Here is a 21,141-nt window from a genome sequence, read left to right as displayed (position 1 = left end):
ACCTGCGATCGTTAATGGTGCGTTAAACTACCCTTCTCCTTTCGGAGACGCTGCGCGAACGGGTTCCGCGTCAGCGGTACGTTATAACGCACCCTACTAGCGTGACAAGCCTAAAATGTTGCAAAAAAAATTTGTAGGTTGAGGGTAAGTAACTGTAACTTAATATCTAACCAAATCTCCCATTTATCCTCATATTTGGGTAATCCAACACCAAGATCCTGTCGTTTATCGAATTTGGGCAGTCGTTTATTGAATTTGGGCAGTCGTTTATCGAATTTGGGCAGTCGTTTATTGAATTTGGGCAGTCGTTTATCGAATTTGGGCAGTCGTTTATTGAATTTGGGCAGTCGTTTATTGAATTTGGGCAGTCGTTTATTGAATTTGGGCAGTCGTTTATTGAATTTGGGCAGTCGTTTATTGAATTCGGGCAAGCACCGATAATGCACACATTTAGCCAAGCCACGCCACTACGCTATTGACTACGCTATTGACTTTCCCCCTCCTTTTATTCAGCTTCACCAATTAATGTAAACGCAGCCCAGTTTAGCGGTCGAGAATACTCTTGACTTGTTTTCAGCATAGCCTGACGCAAAGCTTGGGCTTTATCAGGATTGTGCTGGAGATTTTTGTAAAATTCAGTCATCAGCAACTTGGTCGAATCATCTGGAACTGTCCATAGGGAAACAATTAGACTGGGTACTCCAGCATAAATCAAGGAACGAGACAATCCGATAACCCCATCCCCTGTAACTCTTCCTCGTCCACCTTCACAAGCGCTGAGAACTAGCAGTTCAGCTTTCAATTTAAATTTAAAATCAAAGATTTCCGCAGCGGTTAGTAAACCATTGTCTTTTCCTGAGGGAGCCAAAGCAATCCAACTTCCCAGAGCTTGGTTATCATCTACCTGTCCGTGGGTTGCTAAATGAATAATTCGCGCTTTGGACATTTGCTGTACAATATTTACCTTGGTGGCATCTTTGCCGATAATCGCTTTGGTTTTGAAGAGATTAGCAATTTCAGTAGCCTCATTTTCTGCTTCTGGTAAAGGATCTAACTGAGTCGGTGGTTCACCAATTTTATTAGATACACTGGGCATAGTCGGATTACCCACAATTAAGAAATCCTTTCCAGACGCTAACTTTCGTTGCTGACGAGTTAGTTGCAAAACTTGAATCGAGGGAGCTGTCAGGATAGTATGTTGCTCGATGAGGTATTTGCCTTTGTCGTCTTGCAAAGCTGGGAACGGAACCCGGAATAACGATTGTTGGGGAATGAAGATGACATGAGCGTTAGGATCTTTAGGTAATTCGGAAGCAATAGGTTTGATTAGGATTTGATGTAGTTGCTTTAACGGTTTATTCCATTCCACCGGGCTAGTTTTGCGGATACTATCAACTACAGTTTCTAGAGAAGTATTTTGTTGTTGCCACAGGGGTTTGAGGTCAACTGGGTGAAATTTGACTTCACCTGTAGGTTTGATTACCCAAATATATAGTTGTGATTCTTGGACTTGTGGTTTACCTGCTAGTTTGAAGTCATCGTAAACAATCGAATATTGCACCAAAGTGGCATTTTGCGCCTTGGCAATTTGTTTCATCTGGGCAATTGTTGGTGGTTCGGGCGATTTCGCCTCTGTGTTACCATTAGCCAAGCGAGATGATATTAACTCGACAAACGCCCTAGCGCGACCGCGTTCAGCAATTTCCAGAGCTGCATCACTTTTATTTTGGGCGATGAGGACTTTTTGTAAAGTGTTGTAGATGCGTCTTTGCGTCTCAAAAATTGAAACTTTATTGGTATCATCTAATTTTTTATCTCGGAGAGATTCATAAATCTTAATTCCCTCGTACAGGGTTTTCTCTGCTGCAAAGAGATTACCAGATTTGTACAATGCAACTCCTAGATTGTTTAAAGAGTGTGCCTCACTTTGACGGTCTTTAATTTCTCGTGCGATCACCAAGTGTTGTTGTTGGTACTCAATCGCTTTGGGATAGTCTCCCAAGCCTTTGTAGGCAAGACCGAGATTTCCCAGTGCCTTACCCTCACTTTGACGGTCTTTAATTTCTCGTGCGATCGCCAAGCTTTCTTGATGGTACTCAATCGCTTTGGGGTAGTCTCCCAAGGAATCGTAGGTAACACCAAGATTTCCCAGTACACCACCCTCACTTTGACGGTCTTTAATTTCTCGTGCGATTGCCAAGAGTTGTTGTTGGTACTCAATCGCTTTGGGGTAGTCTTCCAAGGAATCGTAGGTAACACCGAGATTTCCCAGTGCATTGCCCTCACTTTGACGGTCTTTAATTTCCCGTGCGATCACTAAGAGTTGTTGTTGGTACTCAATCGCTTTGGGGTAGTCTCCCAAAAAATAGTAGGCAACACCGAGATTTCCCAGTGCAGCACCCTCACTTTGACGGTCTTTAATTTCTCGTGCGATCGCCAATCTTTGTTGTTGGTACTTAATCGCTTCGGGGTAGTCTCCCAAGGAATTGTAGGCAATACCGAGATTTCCCAGTGCATTGCCCTCACCTTGACGGTGTTTAATTTCTCGTGCAATTTTTAAACTTTGTTGATGGTACTCAATTGCTTTGGGGTAGTCTCCCAAGGAATCGTAGGCAACACCGAAATTTCCCAGTGCAGCACCCTCACCTTTACGGTCTTTTATCTCCCGATAAATAATTAGTGCTTGTTGCCAAGACTGTATTGCTGCTGTAAATTGACTGGTTTTAGCCTGCTGAATACCTTGCTGCAACAATTTATCTGCTTCGGCTTTTTGTTGATTTACTGTTTGCGCCAATACCTGCGACGCTGTAAATACCATCGATAAATTAGGAACCCAAGAAGTCGAGAAAACCACCAACAGACAAACAAACGCACTCAATCCCAAATTATGGAAACGCATCATATGAATAATTCTGCACAAAGGTTGGTAAAGCGATCTATAAAAATGTGGTTAATGCAATAGACATCAACCGAATTTAATTATGCGTTGCCCGAAACCCTTGTAGAGACGTTTTGCCGGAACGTCTCTACGTCTTTTCTGTACGTTACCCGAAACCCTAGAGACGCGATAAATCGTCTTGAGACGCGATAAATCGCCGTCTCTACATCCAGGACAACAAAGGCGATTTCTCTGCCGAAGTCAGCATTTATTTCTGCAAAAAAGGGAAAACTATGATTACACCCTCTATGGAGGGAAAATCACCATTTAATCCCAAAAAGAAAAAATGCTAAAAAAATCTATACTGAATTTTCTGATTGTACCGTGTTCTGTAGTTTACTTAATTTGCCTGGGAATCCTTTCTGATTCCAAAGTTAATGCTTTACCAGGGCAAAGTACAGAAGAAGTCGGCACTTGGATTAAAGCTAATTCTACACTTCGTCCCAGCCGTGGAGAGCGCTTTTTGATTCAAAAGACTGATACAGCAGCACAGCGATTTACTTTTCAAGCATCGGTGCTGCCACCTGGGAAAGTCGGTTTTACCAAAGACCGCAGCAGAATACGCACCGAACGGATTGCGATGTATGATGCAATTAACGGGATTACGGCTCAACGGTTGCAAGAATCGTTGCGGGTGATTTATGGGTTAGATATTTATCAAGATTTTAATCGCGCTCAGGTGATATATGAGTATCCGAATGAGAGTGCGATAAATAATGCGCGTTTGGCGAAAACCCCTATTAGAGAAGCTTTACAGGGAGAATTGCGTGTAGGCGATCGCTACGCATACTGGGTAGAAGTTGCTCAACCCAAAGAAGGTAAAGCCTTCACCGGTCAGATGACAGTTTTGCTCAAAAGCGATTTAGACAAGTTGGAAGCCGAATTGCGAAATCGTTAGTGTAGAGTTTGCCAATCGCCAGAAAAGATACTTTCAACAGCGATTGTAATTCGCAGCAAGTCTTCTTTTAGCAGCGGGGGCCATTCAATTCCAGCTTTACGCCCCGCTGCAAACAACTGTTGACTTTTGATGCTTAATTGATACAGCGAGTTAGCTAGTTCCCTCTCTATAATTGTAGCATCCTTGAGTTCTTCAAAAACCACTTTCAACGCCAATAAAATCGAAGTAACGTGACCAGGTACAGGTGGTTTTCCGTGTTGCATCCGCATTAACAGGGCATCTGAGTTTTCCTCAGTTGTTATTGCCTGGTCAATAAGCAATTTGCGAGCAGTTTCGTAATTCATTTTTACAGAGTACCATTGAAGCGCACATAGAAGGCGATCGCGCTAAAAGTCGCTACTGTCAACTTTACTTTTTTCTCATGTTTCAAATAGGTACGCTTAAAACAGAGCTTTATATTCCTTAGGACTTACGCACTCTTTCACGGACGGGACGAACCACAAAGACACGTTCGCGCTTCGCGTCTTTGAAGGAGAAGGACACGTTCGCCCTTGGCGTCTGGTGAAGGAGAAGGTTCATAGGGTTTAAGAGAGTTTTTGCGTAAGTCCTATGCCTGTTGGGAAAACGCAGGAACTTCGAGGCTACTTAATATCTTGCCATATTGCAATTAAGTTAAGTTCTTTCATCGCGAAAGGCTTGAAACAAAATATTTTTATTAATTTTTAAGTTTTTAACTTTATGAAAAGAGTGATTATCTAATTAAGTAGGCGAGCATCAATAAATTTAACTTACTTTTCTTTTCTGCCCGATGCCCGATGCCCGATGCCCGATGCCCTATGCCCTATGACCTATGCCCTATGAATGATGTTAATTTTTATTAATCTACCTAGTTACGATTAAGTTAAAGTCAGGGCATTGCTGATTCTGAAACTTCATCAAGTTATAAATCCGATTATTAAGTTTTTGATAATACTTGTGTCGGCTTGTACGCTCATGCCCCAATATATTGCCGGAATTGGTACGCTTAAAAGAACTAAGCTAATGATTAAATTGAGGTCTGATGACTCCTACGATTATGCGTCAGCTTTGGACTGTGGTTGAAACAGCCCATTCCAAGACCCTCTTGCAACTAGACGATGCTAGCTTGGTGCAATGGTTAGTCAAACAAACCAAAACGCAAGCATTGTTAGATTGTAACGAAACCGATTTTCTCTGTGACTACATTCAAGCCAGGTTAAGCCTGATTCGTGACATCGCTCATGACCGACAATGTTACGGCTAAGACAATCATGATTGATTCGTGGTTAGTGGTTGGTTGTTAGTGGTTAGTCGATAGTCGATAGTAATTAGCAACTAACAACCAACAACCATCAACCAACAACCATCAACTAATAACTAACCACTATTAACTTTTTCGCGGCAAATAACCTTCTACCAAGCAGTCGGAACCTACTACACGCCAACTAACACGTTCTAAAGGCAAAGCCTCAGTCATAGTGGTGAAGCCTAAGTCACCCACAGGTGTGGGTGCATTGTTACCACCAATGATTTTCGGAGCGATAAAGGCAAGAATTTTTTGTATAGCACCTTGAGCGATCGCACTGGCTGCTAGCATTCCACCACACTCCCACAAAACGCTGCAAAAACCCCGCTCATACAGATAAGCCATTACCTTATCTGGCGTGAGTGGAGTTAGTTCCAGCACCTCTACTCCCTGTTTTCGCAACAATTCTTTAACATCAGGGTTAGCATCTACTTCTGTTAACACCAAAGTGGGAGCTTCCGAAGTTTCCCACAAGTGAGCATTTTCTGGCAATCTCAGACTGCGACTCATCACCACCCGCAAAGGATTATTTGCCCCCTCTTGATGGCTGGTTAAATAAGGATTATCCTGTCGCACTGTATTACCACCGACAATTACAGCATCGCAAGCTTCCCGCAGTTGATGTACTTCATTGCGGGCATCTCGGTTTGTTACCCAAGCACTGTGACCGGCGCTGGTAGCAATTTTGCCATCTAAAGTCATGGCATATTTCAAAATGCCCAAAGGTCGTTTGTAGAGAATACGATGAACAAAACCTTCATTTAGCTTTTGGCAAGCAACTTCATCCACCCCTGCCACAACTTCTATCCCAGCGGCGCGTAAACGGGCAATGCCACCCCCCGCAACCAGGGGATTGGGGTCAACCATCCCCACCACCACTTTTGCCACCCCAGCGGCAATTAACGCTTCCGAACAAGGCGGAGTGCGTCCGTAGTGATTGCAAGGTTCTAGGCTGACATAAATTGTCGCTCCACGAGCGCGATCGCCAGCTGCTTTCAGGGCAAAAACTTCCGCATGAGGTTCGCCAGCACGAGGATGAAATCCCTCCCCGACAATCTCGCCATCTTTGACAATTACCGCTCCCACTAAAGGATTTGGCGAAGTGCGTCCGGTAGCGCGACGGGCAAGTGACAAACACCGCTGCATCATGCGCGAGTCAAAGTCATTTCCCACCATTTTCTGCAAGTGTGAATTCAAAACCAACTGCCGACTTTACTAAAAGTGCATTTTCTTCACTGTAATCGTCTACGAATGCATTTGGTTGATCGACCACTGGAGAATTGGTAATTGGTAATTGGGAAAAAGGTAATGGGTAATTGGGCATTGGGCATGGGGCATTGGGGAGGCAGTGCCGTGCGGAGGTTCCCAAGGCAGCGCGTTGCGCGGGTTCCCCGCGTTGTAGCGACTGCCGTTCCGTTGAGGCACCTGCCGTCATTGGTAATAATTTTTTTCAAGCGTCCAAGCGTCCAAGCATCTTAGCGTCCCATTCCCCATTTTCTATTCCCCATGCCCCATGCCCATTGCCCCATGCCCAATTACCCATTCCCCATTCCCCTCATGACTGTGCCAATTTTATCTGCTGCCACCATCTATTTAAGGGATAATAAAGCACAGGTGCCCAGAGACTACTGAGAATAGCAGAGGCAAGGGCGACTTTTTGGTAATATGTCCAGATGTCTTGGACATTGCGATCGCCCATCCAAGTTAATAACGACGCAAAAATAGTTTCTTCTAAAACTGTCATTCCAAAGACAATTAAGGCAATAGAAATAAAGTCTTCTTGGATAAAACGCTGTTTCTGCATGAAACCAGTAATCATTCCCACTATCCCCAAACTAATAGCATGACTGGGGTTGGGCGATGTCATGGCATCTTGAAGCAGCCCCAAAACTATACCTGCTAATGCTCCTTGAAAAACCGTGCGCTTTACGCTCCAAGATACTACCCAAATCAATAGCCAGTTAGGTGCAATTCCCAATAATTCCATACCAGGAAGGCGGGTAGGCAACATCATCAAACATAACAGTACAGACCCAACCGTCACCGTCAAATCTAGCACTTGACGCAACTGGGGATTCCATTGAGAAACAGGCTTAATTTTCGGTTTCGATGGCGGTTTCGATTGCGATTTTGATGGCGATTTTCGCTCTGGCGACTTTGGCTTTTGCTGCCTGCTGCGACCTAATGCAGGAATTTTCATTATTTTTATTTTTAATATATTTGGGAAAATTTTATTAGACTATTGCGGCTTTTGATTTGTGGCAGGTTTTGCTGGCTGTTGAATTTCCGGCGTTTGGTTTTCCGGCTTGGGAGATACAGTTACCCAATCCAAAGACCGAATTGACGAGGAAAGTTCTATTGTTGCCACTGATGCTGGGAGTTTCTTTAAATTCAGAGATTTTACTCGTCCTACCGCCAAGCCAGAAGGAAACTTCTGACTGTAATTAGATGTAGAAACTAAATCTCCAGGCTTGACATTGGGAACTTTTTCATAAAATTCCAACACACCATCAGCAGAAGCATCTCCACGCAAAACGCCTTTAGCTCCAGTGCGGCTAATTGTTACACCTACTTGGCTCTTGAGGTCGCTAATTAACAACACGCGGCTGGAATTGTCAGTAACTTTTTCTACCAAGCCTACCAATCCACCCTCAGCCTTGACAATGTAACCTTCTTGTATTCCGGCACGGCTACCGCGATTGATAGTTACTTGTTGCCACCAATGGTCGGCACCGCGTCCTACTACCCGCGCCGCAATTGGGCGGGCTGCTGGTGGTTCTTTTTCAACGTAACCGAGTAAGTCTTTGAGCTTTTTATTTTGCCTTTCCAAATCTTCTATGCGCGTTTTCAACTCCAACACCCGCGCATCCTTAACACGTTCTTCTTGAGTTGGACCTGTGTGCAACATTTGCAACGGACGGGTCATTTCTTCATACATACCCAGCAGAAGACCGCCTTGAGTTTGTCGAAGCATCCAAGCGCCACCAACTACTAAACCTAGCAGCCCGATTTGTAATCCTTTCCGCTCCCACCAGCGACGCGAAGTAAACATATATACCTTTTTTCTAAGAATATTTTTGCAAAAGATATTGGATTCACTTGATGTAGAACCCAATATCTAAAATTGTTCCATGTGTTACATATTGCGAGAACGTCCGCTGAAAACACGTTCCAGCTGCTTGAAGTTCTCTAATACACGCCCTGTTCCCAGCACAACACAGCTCAAAGGGTCAGCCGCTACGTGGGTGACAATGCCTGTTTCATGACTAACTAGTGTATCCAAACCTTTCAGCAAAGCGCCACCACCGGCTAACATAATGCCGCGATCGATAATGTCTGCTGCCAGTTCTGGAGGTGTCCGTTCTAGTGTTCGCTTCACAGCTTCAATAATTACTGAAAGCGGTTCCGCCATACTTTCACGAATTTCTGGACCTTTGATGGTGACAGTGCGCGGTAGTCCAGAGAGCAGGTGTAAACCTCGGACTTCCATCATCGCTTCTTCGTCTTCATGAGTGGGATAAGCTGAACCAATGCTAATCTTGATATCTTCGGCGGTGCGTTCTCCAATCACTAAGTTATGAACTTTTTTCATATACTGCATGATCGATTCGGTCAGTTCATCACCAGCGATGCGAACTGATTCGGAGATTACCGTACCTTGAAGACTCAACACTGCAACTTCTGTGGTGCCACCACCAATATCGATAATCATGTTTCCAGTCGGTTCAGCAACAGGTAGCCCTGCACCAATTGCCGCTGCTACTGGCTCATCGATTAAATAAACTTCTCTTGCACCTGCTTGGGTGGCTGCATCCATTACAGCTCGCCGTTCTACACCTGTGACTCCACTGGGAATACCTATGACAATCCGTGGTAAAACCAGAGATTTGCCCTCATTTACACGCTGAATAAAGCTTTTTAGCATTAACTCGGCTGTATCGAAGTCAGCGATTACACCATCGCGCAAGGGGCGCAGCGCAATCACATTTCCCGGTGTCCGACCAAGCATTTTTTTCGCTTCATCTCCAACTGCCAGTGCTACCTTTTCGTTTTGATCGATGGCAACTACTGAAGGCTCTTGGAGTACAATACCTTTACCAGATACATAAACTAGGGTGTTGGCGGTACCGAGGTCGATACCCATATCCCGCGATAAGGAAAATTTACTGAAAAGACCCACGCCTCTCTACGCCCCCTAATATTTAATACTTTTGACAACTACCATAAGAGTGATTTGTGCTGGATTTTATTACGTTTTTTATCTATAGTCTAGTAAAATAGACTATTTTCTCAGTAATATTTGGGAATCTTTACTATGTTTAAGACTATTACTTTTTGATATTCTCCCGCTAGATCAGTAGATCCGTATAAAATTTTCGGTAAAATAGCGAAAATTTTCTCATTTGTTAAGTAATTATAATTGTTAATTATTTAACATATTTTCAATTGCTTTGCAATTAGCTATTATGGAAGTCAGGAGAAGTCAGTACACCTGTACTAAAGCGTGAAAGATATGAGCATCAATGTTGTGACTTTGGTTGGTCGTGTTGGCACTGACCCAGATATGAAGTATTTTGAGTCGGGTAAAGTTAAGTGTCGGTTAACACTGGCAGTAAATCGGCGATCGCGCAACAGTGATGAACCCGATTGGTTTACCCTAGAATTATGGGGAAAAACGGCGGAAGTAGCAGGTAACTACGTAAAAAAAGGCAAGCAAATCGCCGTTAAAGGTTCCTTAAAGTTCGACTCATGGAGCGATCGCAATACCGGCATCACTCGCTCATCACCAATTATCCAAGTAGACCAACTAGAGTTGTTGGGTTCCAAGCGGGATGCAGATGATATGGGGGATGACTTTAATAACTGAGAATGAAGCATCGGGCATCGGGCATCGGGCATCGGGCATAGAAAGAGATTTGGCTTTATTCTCAATTCCTAATTTTCAATCTTCAATCTTCAATTCCCAATTCCCATTGCCCAATGCCCATTGCCCAGTTAATAACTAATTTGCAGCGTTACTGATGCGTCTACTTCTTGTTCTCCACCAACAACGGGGGTAGAAGCATCTTGTGCTTCTAACTTGGCGCTCCTACTATATGCTATAGGCGGTGGGGTGGGTGCATTCGCATTATTAACTTGAATGCTGACTATTTCTTTGGATTTAAAGCCTAAAGAAGCAAAAACGGCATCAGCTTGTTGTTGAGCTTCTTGGGTAGCTTTTCTGAGTGCTTGTTTTTGGGCTTGAGCGATCGCTGAATCACTAGCGACAAAACTAACACTATTAATCTGCGTAGCTCCCACTTTCACCGCTTCGTCTAATAATGTACCAGCTTTCTCAATAGGAATGCGAAAACTTACAGTATTTGTAGCCGCATATCCTGTAATTCGCTGCACATTATTGTTATAGCTATAAACTGGGTTAAGTCTAATACCCGTAGTTTCTAATTTATCTACATTCCGGCTTTTGAGCAACGCTACCACGGCTGACGATCTGCGGGCAGCTTCTTGTTGTACATCTTGTGCAGTCTTACCTTGAACTTCCACACCTAGATTTACTAGAGATAAAGTTGTCGGAATTGATTCCATCCCGCGACCAGTAACGGTGAGGGTTCGCAACATTTTTTCTCTTTCTTCTGCTAAACCAGGTTGAGCAAAACTTATACATGCAATCAAGACAAAAGGCAGTGTTTTCCACATTTTGCCAGCATTAAACCGAGAACCAGCTAAAACAGTTGTATTCATACTTTGTTCCACTCCTCAAACAATTATTTGTAGACGCTTCAACTATTGCGTCACCAGTGATATGTTCCTACTTTCGCACTGCAATAGTCAAAGGTGAGAGCGGTTACATTTTTTGCAACTGAAATAGTGGTAATTGTTAATGGTTAGGGGTTAGTAGAAGAGGATCGGGTGTTTTGTCAGCGAATTATGACAAATCCGGCTTTAGTTAGTAACCTTGCCAGTATGGCATTCCATATCTTTAAGCTGGGTTGTAGTGCCTTCTGGTATCCCTCATCTTTAATTTAGCCAGATGACTGGGAAAAAGATAGTTGATTCTCATAGCATAGTTATTAACAAAAAACGTTATTTTTTGCTAGACATTACATTTGTTTTATATTTTGCAATTCCCAGATTCTTTTTTTTTCAATTCAGTGTTAACCAATATTTTTAAATACTATTTTCAATAACTCAGCTTTTGTAAAAGGCTTGGTCAAATAGCCTGAAGACCTAACGATTTTTGCCTTTGCTCTATCTTTCAAACCTGTTCTTCCTGTCACCATAATTACAGGTATACTTTTGAAAGATGAATGTTTACGTAATAACCGACAGAATTCATAACCGCCTATATTTGGCATTTCAACATCTAGTAAAATTAAATCTGGTTTGCTGCGGATGACTTGTGTTAAAGCTTTCAATGGATCGTTAATTCCGATAACAGAAAATATTTGATCGTCTAAAAATAGTTTCATAACATTCAAGACACTTGAACTATCATCGATACAGACGATTTTGTAACTTTTTTTGTTTGTATATTGTTCTTGTTTGTTGGGAATATTATCATCTAGAAGAATGCTTTCTTGTGACAATTCTTGTCCAGTTGTTATTTCTGTTGGTGGTTGAAGGTTTAAAGGTTGAAAAGACGACTGTTGAAAAACTGCTGACTCGATAATTTTCGGATTTCGTGATTTGTTTTCACACTGTTCAACTAATGAAGGCACATCTAGATAACAGAACTTTGGCATATCGTTCAAGAAGCTTTCAGGAGTAATTTCATAATTACCCTCGTTTAAAAGAACAAATGACTTCAAGACTTCTAATGCCAATTCCTTGATGAGGATACTTGCTTGTTCGGAGCTAATATATTTCTGCTCGACTAGCCAGCAAATAGCCATATAATCTGGACGTGGTGTTATTTGGTTTTCAACACTAGTTTCAAATCTTGCACGCAACTGCTGCTTAATTCCACTATTTAAAGTAAGAATTTCTTGACTCAAGTGCTGCAACTTTCTATCAAGCAAATCAAACATATTATTTAAATAGCAGGCATAAACTAGTTTTCCCTTCTCTACATAGATTAACCAAGATTCTGAAGCACTAAATACTTGCAAACAACAAGTAGAAGAATTACTGGTTATTTGACTTAATAGAGATAAAGGTTCTAATTTCTGTGAAATTCTGTATCGAAAAATAGGAAATGTATTCATTGTAAATACTCTTTACTCAAGTCAACAATTGTCTAGATTTTCAAGAACAGGGAAACGTTCAAAACATAATTAAAACTGAGCTAGTCCCTTTTTTAGTTTGATAAATTTTCACCCGTCAATTAATACAGTGTTGGAAAAATTAATTTAATTGGAATTTCCGACACTAGCATGTAAATTCTGAAAAATATCTACTGTTGTTTGGAGATAAAAAGAAACTTGGTCAAATGAATTATTAGTCATTTCCGAAATTTTGACAATTTTTTCATCTCTATTAGTAACTTTTGTAGACGTTTATATTTAAGATACTGTTGCCGACGCTTAACTTTTTGAGAAGTTTACCCTAAGGTTTTTCGCAGACTCAAGATATTTTATTTTGTGAGATTAATTAGCGCACCCCCAGTTTTAGCAGTGTCAGAGGCATTACCGAGGAGGGGAAAAGGGAAAAAGAAAAAAAGCTTTTCATTTCTTGTGGTATTTTGAAGAATCTGCATTAAATATGCAGCAAAGTTAAAAGAACGAATGCTTTGCGGAAGAATTTTAAGAACGCATTCCTTTTTAATCGAAAGCCTCATTTGCTCGATGGAATCTAAAGTATGGTTGGTTGTTAATGCAAGTTTTGAGTGCTTCACTTGCAATGATTGTTAATCGAATCTTAGAACGATCGCCCGATCGCGATTGCTTTTGATGATAGATGACTACTCGATCCGCAATTGCTGCGACTCCCCCAATCCCCAGTAGCTTTGTCAAACGCGATCGCGCTCATCGGTACTCAGATTGTGCAAAAGATAAATTTTTTAATGCAAACACATGCAGAAGCTAACACCTTCACAGATAGGCGTACTTTGAAATTTGAGGAAAGCACCCTAAGTAGTAGCTGAAAATTAGTGATACTACTTAAGATAACAGCAAACTTTGAAAATGTTTAATTTTTACTCTTTGATGCAGTCGAGAAAGCTATTCCGACTAGGTTAATTTTTATTACAACAACGTAGAATCGCACATAGCTGATCCAAAAGTTATTTCACCTAGATATTACAGAGTTTTTGCACTCCCGTCCGGAAATTAATTGAAATAAAAGCTTAATAAGTCGGTGTAGCGGAAATAATCAGTAAACCTGATGCCGATCTAACATAGGATGATGTCAAACGGGTGGTTGTAGATGTGCAGGCAATCAGAAAAGTACCCACCACCGTAACGCTAGCTAAAATCAAGCAGGATGCTAAGTAAGTGGCAGGAAGATTTCAAACTATCTTAATAAACTTAAATTGCACTTAATAAACTTAAATTGTAGGGGAGCCAGTGCGTTGCGGTCAGTCCACGGGCGCGGTTGCCTGTACCGTCTATTCGTAGTGGCTCTCCCGTTGGGAGGTTCCCTCCGTTGTAGCATAGCCGCGTTGCGTTATGCTTTTAGCTAACGCACCAACGACTGTATGCTTTTACCTAACGCACCAAAGACAGTCGTTGGTGCGTTGCGCTCTTGCACAACGCACCCTACAGTCTAATTGGGAAAACTTTGACCTGCTGCGTCTTTGTCGATTGTCGGTAGTTCCGGTGTCTGAGTATTATTGCAGCGTCTGTTGGAATTAGCAAAAGCTACCAATTAATTTAAAGAAGCTGATTGTAGCGCATCTATAATAATTGGTTTAAATAAAAGAGAAGGATTTTTACAGAACCAATGCAGTTTTTAGGTGCAATTAACTTCTCTTTGCCTCTGCTGGCAAGCGCAACAGAAACAGCAGACAGTTCAATGGTACTAGCAGCCGTGCTGCTAAGTTTAGTAGTGATTTACCTCGCCAGCAAAGTTGGTGGGGAGTTATCCAACCGATTTGGTTTACCACCTGTGTTGGGTGAACTCGTTAGCGGTGTGGTGGTGGGTGTGTCTGTTCTACATCTGTTGGTGTTTTCTTCTGGTGGTACAGACAGTTCTAATTTGATTATTAGCTTTCTCCAAAGCACTGCCGGTTTAAGTCCAGATGCTGCTGCTGGGGTATTTGCAGCGCAGTCTGAGGTGGTTTCGGTTTTGGCAGAACTGGGTGTGATCATTTTGCTGTTTGAAATCGGCTTGGAGTCGAATTTAAAAGACTTGATGGCAGTGGGTATTCAAGCTAGTGTTGTGGCAGTGGTGGGGGTAGCAGTACCCTTTACTGCTGGCACTGTCGGATTGATGACTTTGTTCGGTATCGATGCCTTACCAGCGATTTTTGCCGGGGCAGCTTTGACTGCAACGAGTATTGGTATTACTTCTAAGGTATTGTCAGAATTGGGGCGGCTCAGTTCTAGAGAAGGACAGATTATTCTCGGTGCTGCGGTGATTGACGACGTACTGGGAATTATCGTTTTAGCGGTAGTTGCTAGCCTAGCCAAAAATGGTACGGTGGATGTCAGCCAAGTTGTTTATTTGATTATCAGCGCTAGTGGTTTTCTGTTGGGTGCGATCGCTCTCGGTAACTTTTTCAATAAATCTTTTGTGGCGATCGCTGATAAACTTCAGACACGCGGCGGATTGGTGATACCTGCTTTTATCTTCGCCTTTCTCATGGCATATCTTGCCGCAGCTATTCAACTAGAAGCGATTCTCGGCGCATTTGCGGCTGGTTTAGTCTTGGAAGAGACTGATAAGCGCAAAGAACTGCAAAAGCAAGTCATTCCCATTGCTGATATGCTGGTGCCGATTTTCTTTGTGACTGTTGGCGCAAAAACCGATTTAGGAGTCTTAAACCCAGCAATTCCCAGCAACCGTGAAGGTTTAATTATGGCTACTTTCCTGATTTTAGTCGCCATTTTCGGTAAAGTAGTTACAGGCTTAACGGTGTTTGGTCAACCGGGAATTAACCGCTTGGCAATTGGTGTGGGAATGATTCCCAGAGGCGAGGTTGGCTTAGTGTTTCTTGGTATTGGCTCTTCTATTGGTATTCTCTCCAAACCACTGGAAGCAGCAATTATCATGATGGTTATTCTTACCACCTTTTTAGCTCCTCCTCTGTTACGAATTGTATTTCCCGATTCAGAAGCGGTGGGTGTTGCAAGCGAACTGATTTTAAACACTTCTGGTACACCGTTGGCAGTTGAATCACCAACTGCGATCAATTCAAAGTCAAATGATGCCGCAAATCCAGAAGCAACCCCAGATGGGCATTAATCAAAGTCCCACTTAAAGACGTATTTTTAACAGAGTTATGAGTGAGTAGTTAATTAAAAACTGCTCATTCATAACTCAGTAATCTGTCATGGGTAAAAGCGAGCAAAGAAAGGAAACTTTTTATCTTTAACATCCGTCGCCTAAAAATGTAAAATATTAGCAGTTTTTTTTCTAATTATTACTAACATAATGTTATTTGTTTGCAGTCTTCCCCTTCAAGCGTCCCAATAATCGATGCGATGTTTTACAAGCAATTAGGAAGTAATACTTACAAGTTTTGCCTCATCAGTTAACAACAGTTGAAATTTTTGACGAGCGTGCATCAGCATCAATTACCAGAAACAACTCAACACAAATCCCTGCTTGAGTCAAGTATCATAAGCGTGAGATTGACTGCTGACTTTAATTGGTGGTTACTTCTTTGTTAGTGCAATCGAATACTCGAACGATGCTGCAAAGTGATGTGCTAACAACATGAAAAATTCAAAGCAAAGTGCATTCATGGCGTCATTAAATGTATTTTGATACCAAAGCACGCTTCGCAGACAGTTTGGGGGCAAGGGTAGTGAAGATTTGCCAATATTTTGACAGATTGACAGATAAACGCAAACGCGAATCAGGAGAAAGAACTGTGAAACTACACTGGCTACTACCTGGCACTTTTGGAACTATCTTCATGTTATCGTCACCGACTTTGGCTGCAAGATTGGAATCCTGGCGTTTTGATGTTAATCAAAATCGGTTGGAAATTAATACCACCGGAGATGTTCAACCCCAAGCGCAATTACTCTTCAATCCCACGCGCTTGGTAATTGACTTGCCAGAAACAACATTTGAGCGATTCTCCGTAGGAGAGGCTACGCCAACGCCAAACCAACAGCAGTTAAATGGCGGATTTCGCTCTATCAATGTCACGCAGCTGGATAAATCATCTCGCATAATCGTTGAACTTAGCCCAGGTTATACTCTAGACCCCAAACAGGTGAAATTTGTTGGCATAACTGCCAGTCGCTGGACGGTACAATTACCAAAACCAGCTGCACAGCAAGTCGCTTCCCCCAGAAATCTTTACAATGTGGTGATAGGAAATAACAAACCAGATGCCAAAATTGCCAACACCACAAACGCGGGGACGCAAATCGAGAATTTACTTACAACAGGAGATGGCTTTTTTATCCGCACGACTGGTGCCCGTCCTCAAGTTGATATAAATCGCAGCGACGACAGAAAGTCAATTAATATCGATATTGCCGGTGCCTCTTTATCGCCTAATTTGCAGCGCGAACGGACAATTAATCGCTATGGTGTCAAGCGCATTCAATTCACTCAGCGGGAAACACAACCACCTGTTGTTCGCATAACTATGCAGGTAGATAAAAATAGTTCAGATTGGCGGGTAAATGTTAACAGTCCCCGTGGTTTGGTACTTCTGCCCAGTACTGTTGTCAGATTGCCAGCTAGTAGTAATCTGGATAATACAAGTGGCACTAGCTCCTTACCACAACTACCGCCAAATACTCCCACAGATAATAAACTCTCTACAATTAAGTCTGTGGAACTTGTCGGTAATGGTACGCAATTGCTCCTCAAAGGCGATCGCACTTTATCTGCTACTGGTGGCTGGGATAGAGCTTCTGGTTTATTCCGTATCAGCATCAATAATGCTAGATTAGCACCTTCAATCAAAGGTCCGGTTTTAAATAGCAATAGCCCGCTAGCTAGAGTCCGTCTGCAATCGTCAGGCTCAAATACTGTGCTTGTTTTTGTCCAACCAAATCCGGGAGTACAAATTGGGGAACTAAACCAAACCAATAGCCAGACTATAGCTTTACAATTAAAACGTTCTGTGCAACGTTCTGGGCGAATCATACCCCCGATTAGTGGTTTACCTCCCTTACCACTACCAAGTCAAGTTCCATTTCCAGATCCAAACGCTCGATATCCCGCACCATCGCGCAGTCGTCCCCGCATTCCGTCGGGACGAGTGGTAGTTATGATCGATCCTGGACACGGTGGTAAAGACTCTGGTGCCGTTGGCATTGGGGGACTGCAAGAGAAAAATATCATCTTGCCGATTAGTCAAAAGTTGGCGCGGATTTTGCAGCAAAGTGGGGTGCAAGTGATACTGACAAGAAATTCTGATTATTTTGTCAGTCTTCAGGGAAGAGTAGATTTAGCAGATCGAGCTAATGCTGATGTATTTATCAGTATTCACGCTAATTCTGCCGGTTCAGAACGTCCGGATGTCAGCGGATTGGAAACGTATTACTACGACAGTGGTTTAGGCTTGGCTCGTATAGTCCATAACAGCATTCTCCGAAGTGTGAATGTTAGAGATCGAGGAGTGCGACGAGCGCGATTTTACGTTTTGAGAAAAAGTTCTATGCCTTCAATTCTCGTAGAAACTGGTTACATGACTGGTCGGGAGGATATCGCTAAACTAAGAAATTCACAATATCAAAATCAAATGGCGGAGGCGATCGCTCGCGGTGTCCTCCAGTACTTAAAGCAAAGATAACTCAATTTAGCCAATCTAAGTAAATACACAATCATGATTTTTTCAACTGAGCAATAAAAATGTGTAACTAAAAAAGAGCCGCTCACCATCTACAACACTCATGATAAAAATAGATTTTCCCTAACCCAAGCGACGGCAGGTGCTACAACGCTTGGTACCCCAACGCCAGATGCCCCAACGGAACGGCAGTCGCTACAACGCGCTTAACCCGCGCAACGCGCTGCCTCGGAAACCTCCGCACGGCACTGGCTCCGCAACGCACTGCCTCCCCAAGCGCCTTCCTAATCCAGAGGTGATTAATTTTCCGCTATAACACCCCACATATATTTTTCTCAATATCACAGAATGAGAATATCTGACACCGTGTCGTAAGTAGGGGCAATTCATGAATTGCCCCTACAAGATTTTAGGAAAAGCGCTCATTCCTAAATATTAAAGAGTAGCACCTCACCTTTATAGGCAGAGGGGAAGGGGGCGATCTTGCAGGGGGAGCAAGCCCAACCCCAACGAAGTGGAGCGAATTGCGGAACATGGGTATGAAGCCCCGTCCTTCTTTGTCCGCTTGGCACAGGAAGGAGTACAAGCGTATGTCTTGCGCCTCTCCCCCCTGCAAGATCGCTCCCTGCTAAGAACTGCCTCTTTTCACCAGCTTTGCCTCACCAACTGACAGCACTTGACATTTATCTAACTTTGTGCAAAAAACACCAAAAATCCATTTATACATCAATTCTTGGCTGATTCAAGTGTAATTAACCCGAAGATCGCTAAGTATGAGTTATTCTGATAAGCTCTTTTTTGGTGTAATCTGATGCTTTAAAGACAGAACTTTTATGCTTTAACATCATGGCAAATTGACTATTGCGTGCTAAAATTTTACGCCATTAGCTGTGTCTTTAATACAAGCGCACGCGCCATGAGCGCAGCATCAAAGCTAAAGATTGGGCGGTGACGGTGTGAGGATTTATCAATATTTTGACGGATTGACGGCTCCCATGAATGCGAATCAGGAGAAAGGACTGTGAAATTACACTGGTTACTACCCGGTACTTTTGGAAGTATTTTGATGCTATCGTCGCCAACTTTGGCGGCGAAATTGGACTCTTGGCGTTTTGATGCCAACCAAAACCGATTAGAAATTAATACTACAGGCGCTGTTCAACCCCAGGCACAATTAATCTTTAACCCGACTCGTTTAGTAATTGACTTGCCCGGAACAACCTTTGGGCGTCCGCAGCTAAGGCAGCAGGTAGGTGGTGCAATTACCTCAATTCGTGTCGGGCAGTTTGATGAACAAACAACTCGCATCGTCGTCGAATTGATTCCTGGTTATACCCTAGACCCCAACCAGGTCAAATTTGTCGGCACAACTGCTAGCCGCTGGACTGTACAAATACCAACGCCAGTAGCAGAGCGAATAGGAACTCAGCCCACAGACATTGCCGCGACGCAACCAACAGCTACCAACGCCTTACCGCCCAGAAATATTTACAATGTGGTGACAACCCAACCGAGTAGTTTAGCCCCAGCTACGAAGGCATCGGCTATCAGCGCCGCACAAGGAACGACTCAAATTGAAAATTTGCGGATTACAGGGGATGGATTTTTTGTCCGCACGAGTGGCAGTAATCCTCAGATTCAAATAAATCGCAGCGACGATAGAAGGGCAATTAATATTGACATCGCTGGCGCATCTTTATCACCAACTTTGTTGCAACGGGATGTGCCGGTTAATCGCTACGGTGTCAACCGCATCCAATTTTCGCAACTACAAACCAGCCCACCTGTTGTCCGCATGACTATGCAGGTAGACCAAAATGGTTCTGACTGGCGGGCAAGTAGCAGTAGTGTTGGTGGTTTTGTAGTTCTACCGAATACTGGTGTAGTCAGATTACCGGGAAGTAGTAATATTCCACCAGTTCCTGCAAGCAACAACCCACGCCCCATCCCACCACCAGTTGTAGCCAACTTGCCAGCAACAATTCAGTCTGTAGAACTGGCAGCTACTGGCACGCAATTGATAGTTAGAGGCGATCGCAATTTATCGGCTAACGGCTCTTGGGATAGATCCACTGGATTTTACCGCATCACCATTCCCAATGCTCGCTTGGCTCCCTCTGTTAGAGGTCCGGTATTTAGTCCTAATAGCCCGATTCAGAAAATACGCTTGCAACAGCAAGACTCAAATACTGTTGCCATCTTTGTTCAACCCGCCCAAGGAGCGCAAATTGGCGAACTCAACCAAGTTGGCGATCAATTTATCGCTTTACAAATACAACCCTCTCGGCGGGTAACAACATCTTCACTTCCTTTCCCTCCCCTACCACCACCAAACAGAGTCCCATTCCCAGATCCACTTACTAACGACCGACCGACACCGCCGCCACCCTCACGCCGAGCTCCCATAGGACGACCGGTGGTAGTTATTGACCCAGGACATGGCGGTAAAGACTCCGGTGCGCCCGGTTTGGGAGGACTTTTAGAAAAAGATGTCATTTTGCCTATTGGTAAAAGAGTCGCCGCTATTTTAGAGCAAAATGGCGTAAATGCAGTTCTAACGCGGGATTCTGACTATTTTGTTGAACTTCAGGGACGGGTAGATATAGCAGACCGAGCTCGTGCTACTTTGTTTGTCAGTATTCACGCTAACTCAGTTGATAGGCGCCCAGATGTGAATGGGTTAGAAGTTTATTATTACGACAGCGGTTATGGTTTGGCGGAAGTAGTTCGCCGGAGTATTCTGCAAAACATCAGTACTATCAAAGACCGAGGAACGCGCAAAGCCAGATTTTATGTTCTCAGGAAAAGTTCTATGCCCTCAATTCTTGTAGAAACAGGCTACATGACCGGTCGCGAGGATAATCCCCGATTAGGAAACCCAGAATACCAAAATCGCATGGCGGAAGCGATCGCTCGTGGTATCCTCAGGTATCTACAACGTTAGAAATGGGGCATGGGGCATTGGGCATGGGGCATAGGGCATGGGGCATGGGGCATAGGGCATAGGGCATGGAAAGAATCTCTTATTCCCATTGCTCATTAAACAATTACCCATTACCCATTACCCATTACCTATTACCCATTACCCATTGCCCATTGCCCAATCCCCAATCCCCAATCCC

16 protein-coding genes are annotated in these 21,141 nt (G+C 43.3%); 7 read left to right on the top strand and 9 right to left on the bottom strand.

Annotated features, from left to right (window positions below):
- Window positions 1–505 precede the first annotated feature (505 nt).
- Window positions 506–2,902, bottom strand: a complete 2,397-nt coding sequence (locus AABK37_RS00140) for a CHAT domain-containing protein (RefSeq protein ID WP_432549598.1) — start codon at window positions 2,900–2,902, stop codon at window positions 506–508.
- 322 nt (window positions 2,903–3,224) lie between these two features.
- Between AABK37_RS00140 and AABK37_RS00135 the strand changes: the two genes are divergently transcribed.
- Window positions 3,225–3,836: a hypothetical protein gene (locus AABK37_RS00135; protein WP_432549597.1), complete on the top strand. Its 612-nt coding sequence runs from the start codon at window positions 3,225–3,227 to the stop codon at window positions 3,834–3,836.
- On the opposite strand, the gene AABK37_RS00130 is transcribed toward AABK37_RS00135, so the two are convergent.
- Complete coding sequence (locus AABK37_RS00130; protein ID WP_039748176.1) at window positions 3,833–4,180, bottom strand: hypothetical protein; 348 nt, start codon at window positions 4,178–4,180, stop codon at window positions 3,833–3,835. The two genes, AABK37_RS00135 and AABK37_RS00130, sit on opposite strands and share 4 nt — an antisense overlap.
- Window positions 4,181–4,896: 716 nt before the next feature.
- Here AABK37_RS00130 and AABK37_RS00125 point away from each other — a divergent pair.
- Window positions 4,897–5,118, top strand: a complete 222-nt coding sequence (locus AABK37_RS00125) for a hypothetical protein (protein ID WP_029634178.1) — start codon at window positions 4,897–4,899, stop codon at window positions 5,116–5,118.
- 123 nt (window positions 5,119–5,241) lie between these two features.
- On the opposite strand, the gene ribD is transcribed toward AABK37_RS00125, so the two are convergent.
- From ribD to AABK37_RS00100, 5 genes are all read right to left on the bottom strand, one after another.
- On the bottom strand, window positions 5,242–6,336 hold the full coding sequence (gene ribD, locus AABK37_RS00120) for a bifunctional diaminohydroxyphosphoribosylaminopyrimidine deaminase/5-amino-6-(5-phosphoribosylamino)uracil reductase RibD (RefSeq protein ID WP_432549596.1): 1,095 nt from the start codon (window positions 6,334–6,336) through the stop codon (window positions 5,242–5,244).
- Entirely contained in the window at window positions 6,323–6,595 is a 273-nt protein-coding gene (locus AABK37_RS00115; RefSeq protein ID WP_432549595.1) for a hypothetical protein, read from the bottom strand. Before AABK37_RS00115 ends, ribD begins: the two co-directional genes overlap by 14 nt.
- A gap of 120 nt (window positions 6,596–6,715) precedes the next feature.
- Entirely contained in the window at window positions 6,716–7,360 is a 645-nt protein-coding gene (gene mreD, locus AABK37_RS00110) for a rod shape-determining protein MreD (RefSeq protein ID WP_039748179.1), read from the bottom strand.
- 39 nt (window positions 7,361–7,399) lie between these two features.
- A complete protein-coding gene (gene mreC, locus AABK37_RS00105; RefSeq protein WP_432549594.1) occupies window positions 7,400–8,212 on the bottom strand; it encodes a rod shape-determining protein MreC in 813 nt (270 codons plus the stop codon).
- 84 nt (window positions 8,213–8,296) lie between these two features.
- Entirely contained in the window at window positions 8,297–9,304 is a 1,008-nt protein-coding gene (locus AABK37_RS00100; protein ID WP_432549593.1) for a rod shape-determining protein, read from the bottom strand.
- A gap of 369 nt (window positions 9,305–9,673) precedes the next feature.
- Between AABK37_RS00100 and AABK37_RS00095 the strand changes: the two genes are divergently transcribed.
- Window positions 9,674–10,027 (top strand): single-stranded DNA-binding protein, encoded by a 354-nt coding sequence (locus AABK37_RS00095; RefSeq protein WP_432549592.1) that lies wholly within the window; start codon window positions 9,674–9,676, stop codon window positions 10,025–10,027.
- Entirely contained in the window at window positions 10,011–10,166 is a 156-nt protein-coding gene (locus AABK37_RS00090; protein ID WP_432549591.1) for a hypothetical protein, read from the top strand. The genes AABK37_RS00095 and AABK37_RS00090 overlap by 17 nt, the downstream gene beginning before the upstream one ends.
- Here AABK37_RS00090 and AABK37_RS00085 read toward each other — a convergent pair.
- Together AABK37_RS00085 and AABK37_RS00080 are read right to left on the bottom strand one after the other, a co-directional pair.
- Window positions 10,156–10,902, bottom strand: coding sequence for an SIMPL domain-containing protein (locus AABK37_RS00085; RefSeq protein ID WP_432549590.1), 747 nt, complete (start codon window positions 10,900–10,902; stop codon window positions 10,156–10,158). The genes AABK37_RS00090 and AABK37_RS00085 overlap by 11 nt on opposite strands.
- Before the next feature lie 413 nt (window positions 10,903–11,315).
- Entirely contained in the window at window positions 11,316–12,365 is a 1,050-nt protein-coding gene (locus tag AABK37_RS00080) for a response regulator (RefSeq protein ID WP_432549589.1), read from the bottom strand.
- A 1,675-nt stretch (window positions 12,366–14,040) separates the two neighbouring features.
- On the opposite strand from AABK37_RS00080, the gene AABK37_RS00075 reads away from it, so the two are divergent.
- From AABK37_RS00075 to AABK37_RS00065, 3 genes are all read left to right on the top strand, one after another.
- On the top strand, window positions 14,041–15,504 hold the full coding sequence (locus tag AABK37_RS00075) for a cation:proton antiporter (RefSeq protein ID WP_432549588.1): 1,464 nt from the start codon (window positions 14,041–14,043) through the stop codon (window positions 15,502–15,504).
- A gap of 631 nt (window positions 15,505–16,135) precedes the next feature.
- Window positions 16,136–18,022, top strand: coding sequence for an N-acetylmuramoyl-L-alanine amidase (locus AABK37_RS00070; RefSeq protein WP_432549690.1), 1,887 nt, complete (start codon window positions 16,136–16,138; stop codon window positions 18,020–18,022).
- 1,018 nt (window positions 18,023–19,040) lie between these two features.
- On the top strand, window positions 19,041–20,963 hold the full coding sequence (locus tag AABK37_RS00065; protein ID WP_432549587.1) for an N-acetylmuramoyl-L-alanine amidase: 1,923 nt from the start codon (window positions 19,041–19,043) through the stop codon (window positions 20,961–20,963).
- Window positions 20,964–21,141 lie beyond the last annotated feature (178 nt).

It is taken from the genome of Tolypothrix sp. VBCCA 56010, from assembly GCF_050875635.1.
Taxonomy (GTDB): domain Bacteria; phylum Cyanobacteriota; class Cyanobacteriia; order Cyanobacteriales; family Nostocaceae; genus Hassallia.
Note: the sequence above shows the minus strand (reverse complement) of the source record. Positions and strands in the feature narration are given on the sequence as shown.

Coding starts and splice junctions, on each gene's coding strand:
- AABK37_RS00140 (WP_432549598.1), bottom strand. CDS start 2,902: ATGATGCGTTTCCATAATTTGGGATTGAGTGCGTTTGTTTGTCTGTTG.
- AABK37_RS00135 (WP_432549597.1), top strand. CDS start 3,225: ATGCTAAAAAAATCTATACTGAATTTTCTGATTGTACCGTGTTCTGTA.
- AABK37_RS00130 (WP_039748176.1), bottom strand. CDS start 4,180: ATGAATTACGAAACTGCTCGCAAATTGCTTATTGACCAGGCAATAACA.
- AABK37_RS00125 (WP_029634178.1), top strand. CDS start 4,897: ATGACTCCTACGATTATGCGTCAGCTTTGGACTGTGGTTGAAACAGCC.
- ribD (WP_432549596.1), bottom strand. CDS start 6,336: ATGGTGGGAAATGACTTTGACTCGCGCATGATGCAGCGGTGTTTGTCA.
- AABK37_RS00115 (WP_432549595.1), bottom strand. CDS start 6,595: ATGACGGCAGGTGCCTCAACGGAACGGCAGTCGCTACAACGCGGGGAA.
- mreD (WP_039748179.1), bottom strand. CDS start 7,360: ATGAAAATTCCTGCATTAGGTCGCAGCAGGCAGCAAAAGCCAAAGTCG.
- mreC (WP_432549594.1), bottom strand. CDS start 8,212: ATGTTTACTTCGCGTCGCTGGTGGGAGCGGAAAGGATTACAAATCGGG.
- AABK37_RS00100 (WP_432549593.1), bottom strand. CDS start 9,304: ATGGGTATCGACCTCGGTACCGCCAACACCCTAGTTTATGTATCTGGT.
- AABK37_RS00095 (WP_432549592.1), top strand. CDS start 9,674: ATGAGCATCAATGTTGTGACTTTGGTTGGTCGTGTTGGCACTGACCCA.
- AABK37_RS00090 (WP_432549591.1), top strand. CDS start 10,011: ATGACTTTAATAACTGAGAATGAAGCATCGGGCATCGGGCATCGGGCA.
- AABK37_RS00085 (WP_432549590.1), bottom strand. CDS start 10,902: ATGAATACAACTGTTTTAGCTGGTTCTCGGTTTAATGCTGGCAAAATG.
- AABK37_RS00080 (WP_432549589.1), bottom strand. CDS start 12,365: ATGAATACATTTCCTATTTTTCGATACAGAATTTCACAGAAATTAGAA.
- AABK37_RS00075 (WP_432549588.1), top strand. CDS start 14,041: ATGCAGTTTTTAGGTGCAATTAACTTCTCTTTGCCTCTGCTGGCAAGC.